Here is a 4,059-nt window from a genome sequence, read left to right on the forward strand (position 1 = left end):
AAAACTAAAATGGTCTACCAAAAAATCAGGTAGCAATAAGGATAGTAATTCTTTAGAAATTTCCACAAATTTAATTTTCCCCAAAGATAAAACTATTTAACTCCCCAACTTTTAGGACTGATCCGTAATCTATAACTAAATTTCTAATTCAATCTTTTTAAATTACTTCCAAATCTTTAACATTTCTTATAATTCTTGTAATTGAAAAAAATATTTCCTCCACCTAAACAAAGTTTTAAAAGTCAGTTACCATACCATGATAATATTTGGACCTTTGACAATCAAAGTTTAATTTTTTCTAATCTAAATCGAAAAACATTATCACAAGTATGAGGCATAAAAAATGAATATTGTAAATTTGAAATAATCTAAAAAACTAAATAAAAATAAAAGCATAAGCTATTTAAGCCACCAACTAGATTAAGAGTAAATAACTCTAAAAGTGATGAATAATGACCACTTCATACAATTACTCATAAATCACATTAAACAAGATGTCACTCTTAATAATGCTGGAACTGAAAAGCTGTGTTCAACTTTGGTTTTTAGAGAATTAAATAAAAAAGAGTTTTTAATAGAGCCTGGACAAACAGCCAACACTATGAATTTTATTGTTCAAGGATGCATGCGCAGCTATTACCTTGATGAAAATGCTCATGAACATACGTTACAATTAGGAGTTGAGCAATGGTGGATAAATGACTTATATAGTTATTTAAGTAGGAAGAAATCTAGAATGTATGTACAAGCACTAGAAAAAACACTGCTGATACAACTACCGAGACCAGAGCTAGAAAAGCTCTATACTGAAGTACCAGAAGTCTCTCATTTTTTTCGTATAAAAATTCAAGGTGCTTATGTTGCTACTCAAGAACGCATAATTGATAGCATGAGTGATGATGCTTTTGATCGTTACAATAATTTTAGAAAAACATATCGCGACATTGAACAACGTGTGCCGCAATACATCATAGCCTCTTACCTAGGAGTCACTCCAGAATTTTTAAGCTACTTACGAAAAAAACACTCTTAATTTTTTTTCTTAATATACCTTAATTTTTTTCTTTTAACTCATATGTAGTTTTGACCCATACAATTACAAATGGGTTATGTTACGAATTCTATATATTTTACTTTTCATCACATCTGGAGCTGTTTTAAACGCCCAAAGTGGGAGTTTCTCTCCAGAAGTGGTGTTAGGAAATCGTTCTTCAAGCTATCAGCATTTTATTGGATATAAATTTAATAACAAATGGACTTTTAATAATGTTTCACTGTTTGATACCGAACACAAAGACAACAAAAACAATATTTTCTTCATCAGGAATATGTTGTCTTATAATTTCCACAAGCATTTTAAGGTCAACGTAGCATTAGGTGTTAAAAACCCAGGTGCATTTGCAACATTAACATCTCAATATCAGTATGTCTCATCAAATTTTAAGTTAAGCTATGCTATTGGTTTTACATATCAAAACGGATTTACTCTGGAGCATACCTTAACCATGAATTATACGCCTTGTCTTACTAAAAATATCCAGGCATACATCAATCTTTTTGTGGTTGTTGACACCAATTTAAAAGAGTTAGGTAGAGGCATTCAACAATTACGCTTTGGAATAAAAAAAGAAAAACTAATAACTGGAATAGCTATAAATCTAGACCAGTTTACTAAAGCGGAAAAAACACTCGAAAACTTCGGAGTATTTATAAAATATAATTTTTAAACCTTCATATTATGAACTCAAAACAACACACAGGGCTTTTAATTTTAAGGGTAAGTATTGCATTTACAATGCTTATCTACGGCGTCACCAAATTAATCTTTGGAATTGATTTTATTTCAAGTTTACTTGAACAGTATGGACTTCCCTTAATTTTTAGATATGGGGTTTTTGTTGGTGAAATTTTAGCTCCAATTCTCATTATTATCGGATTTAGAACGAAACTAGCAGGACTTGTCTTCGCTTTAAATTGTTTAGTCGCCATTTTAATGGTACAAATACCAAACTTATTAAAGCTTAATGAAACAGGGGGTTGGGCAATTGGTCTAATTTTCATCTACATGATGTTTGGTATCGCCATGTTTTTTACTGGCGCCGGAAAGTATGCTTTGTCTACTAATAACGAATGGGATTAACATAGAGCTATGAGATTATTTTTTCTATCAATTTTAGGATTAGCAGGAGGTGTTTTTTTAGCAGTTCAAGCCGGTTTTAACTCCCAATTGGGCAGCACTCTAAAACAACCAATTCTTGCTGTGATTGCAAGTTCAATTAGTAGTGTAGTCTTTGGTTGTCTATTATTGTTATTAATTAGCAAAGAGAGCATACAAAACATTGCAACAACCCAAGTACCATGGCACTTATGGTTTATTGGTGGCTTGTTTAGTGTTATAGGTATCGCGATATACTTCTATAACATTCCTAAAATTGGCATCTCTAAAATGATAGCTCTAGGGCTTTGTGGACAGCTGATTTTTTCATTAATCGCTGGGCAATATGGTTGGCTTAATCTACCTGTAGAGCCAATTACTACCAAAAAACTTGTTGGAGCAATTGCAATGATGGCAGGCATCATATTAATTAACATCAAATAATAAAATAATGACAACAATAGAATCAAATATTTTAAACCTAACTTCATTATGGAGAAGTGCAACTCAGCCTTTTAACACATTTAATGAAGACAAGAATATCGGTTACTGTTATGTACCGAAATCACATTGGCCGAATAAAATATGGCTAAAAAACGAGCACAATCCTTGGGTATTAGATGAAATCAAATTGCTTCTAAAATCAAAATTAGGCGGTCTAAAATTTTCTTATTTCGATTTAGGCCTTAGTGAAAAAAGCATGATTTTCGATAATCATGGTTTTGACGAAGTCTCTATACAATTCGGAATGTCATTAAAACTTTTAAAAAAAGTAAAGGTTTTAAAACAATTAAAGTTTCGTCTAGTGACTAATCCTCAAGACTCCTTAAAATGGAGTCAAACATTCTATCAAGCTTTTGGATATAAAATCTCAGAAGAAACAATTATTAAAACCTATAATCAAATAAACTACTATTTAATATATGATCAGGAAAATATTGTTGGAACTGTCATAAGTCATCAAACACGAGCTACACTTGGCATACATAGTCTTGGCATATTACCCAATATGCGAGGTAATGGTTATGCAACACAAATAATGCATCATCTCCTTAATAAGGGACTAGAACAAAGATGTAATCTAGCTACTTTACAAGCATCCAAAATGGCAAAATCTATGTATGAAAAAATGGGCTTTACAACCCAATTTATAATGAGAAACTACAAATTAAAAACATAATAACATGGAATTATTAAAAAATTTAAAATGACGCTATGCCACAAAAAAGTTTGATGCTTCAAAGAAAGTATCAACAAATAATCTTGAAAAATTAAAAGAAGCGATCCAATTATCGGTGTCGTCTTATGGATTGCAATTGTATAAAGTTTTAATCATTGAAAATCCAAACATTAGAGAGCAATTAAAACCAGTATCTTGGAATCAAAGTCAGATTACAGATGCCTCTCACTTGTTTGTGTTTTGCAATTATACAGATGCTTCCTCAGAAGCAATCGACAACTTTATTAAACAAACGGCAGAAACAAGAAATCTCGATTTAGACCGATTGAATGGCTATGGCGATTTTATAAAAGAAAAACTAAACGAGAAAACACCTGAAGAAAAAACTGGTTGGTTAAAATCGCAAACCTATTTGGCACTTGGAAATCTTTTAAATGCTTGTGCCGAGTTAAAAATAGATGCCTGCCCTATGGAGGGATTTGAGCCTGAAGCTTATAATAAAATTTTAGGACTAGATAACCAAGGTCTAAACGCTGCTATTATTGCTCCAATAGGATATAGACACAAAGATGATCACTCCATTGGACAAAAAAAAGTTGGACTTGCAACAAAAAGTCGGACATTTTTTTTAAGACCTATGCCACATTTTTAAATTGATAAAATTCTTGCTCTACTTCGCTAGGGGTCTTGTATCCCAAATACGAGTGTAATCGTTTCCTGTTGT

The 4,059-nt window shown here is 31.8% G+C and carries 5 protein-coding genes and 1 pseudogene; all 6 read left to right on the forward strand.

Going from position 1 to position 4,059, the window contains the following annotated elements; all coding sequences use genetic code 11:
- Positions 1–445: 445 nt before the first annotated feature.
- Positions 446–1,033, forward strand: a complete 588-nt coding sequence (locus HC176_RS15430) for a Crp/Fnr family transcriptional regulator (RefSeq protein ID WP_167919869.1) — start codon at positions 446–448, stop codon at positions 1,031–1,033.
- A 76-nt stretch (positions 1,034–1,109) separates the two neighbouring features.
- The gene (locus HC176_RS15435) at positions 1,110–1,727 is read left to right on the forward strand and encodes a hypothetical protein (protein ID WP_167919862.1); all 618 of its coding nucleotides are present in this window, start codon (positions 1,110–1,112) and stop codon (positions 1,725–1,727) included.
- Between the two features lie 11 nt (positions 1,728–1,738).
- Positions 1,739–2,140: a DoxX family protein gene (locus HC176_RS15440; RefSeq protein ID WP_167919864.1), complete on the forward strand. Its 402-nt coding sequence runs from the start codon at positions 1,739–1,741 to the stop codon at positions 2,138–2,140.
- A gap of 9 nt (positions 2,141–2,149) precedes the next feature.
- Positions 2,150–2,599 carry a DMT family transporter gene (locus HC176_RS15445; RefSeq protein ID WP_167919865.1) on the forward strand — a complete coding sequence of 150 codons (450 nt, stop codon included), beginning with the start codon at positions 2,150–2,152 and terminating at the stop codon, positions 2,597–2,599.
- Positions 2,600–2,606: 7 nt separating this feature from the next.
- On the forward strand, positions 2,607–3,335 hold the full coding sequence (locus tag HC176_RS15450) for a GNAT family N-acetyltransferase (protein ID WP_167919867.1): 729 nt from the start codon (positions 2,607–2,609) through the stop codon (positions 3,333–3,335).
- 43 nt (positions 3,336–3,378) lie between these two features.
- Positions 3,379–3,987: pseudogene (locus HC176_RS15455) on the forward strand (NAD(P)H-dependent oxidoreductase); the annotation flags it as partial.
- Between the last annotated feature and the right edge of the window lie 72 nt (positions 3,988–4,059).

The organism is Tamlana crocina, assembly GCF_012037625.1.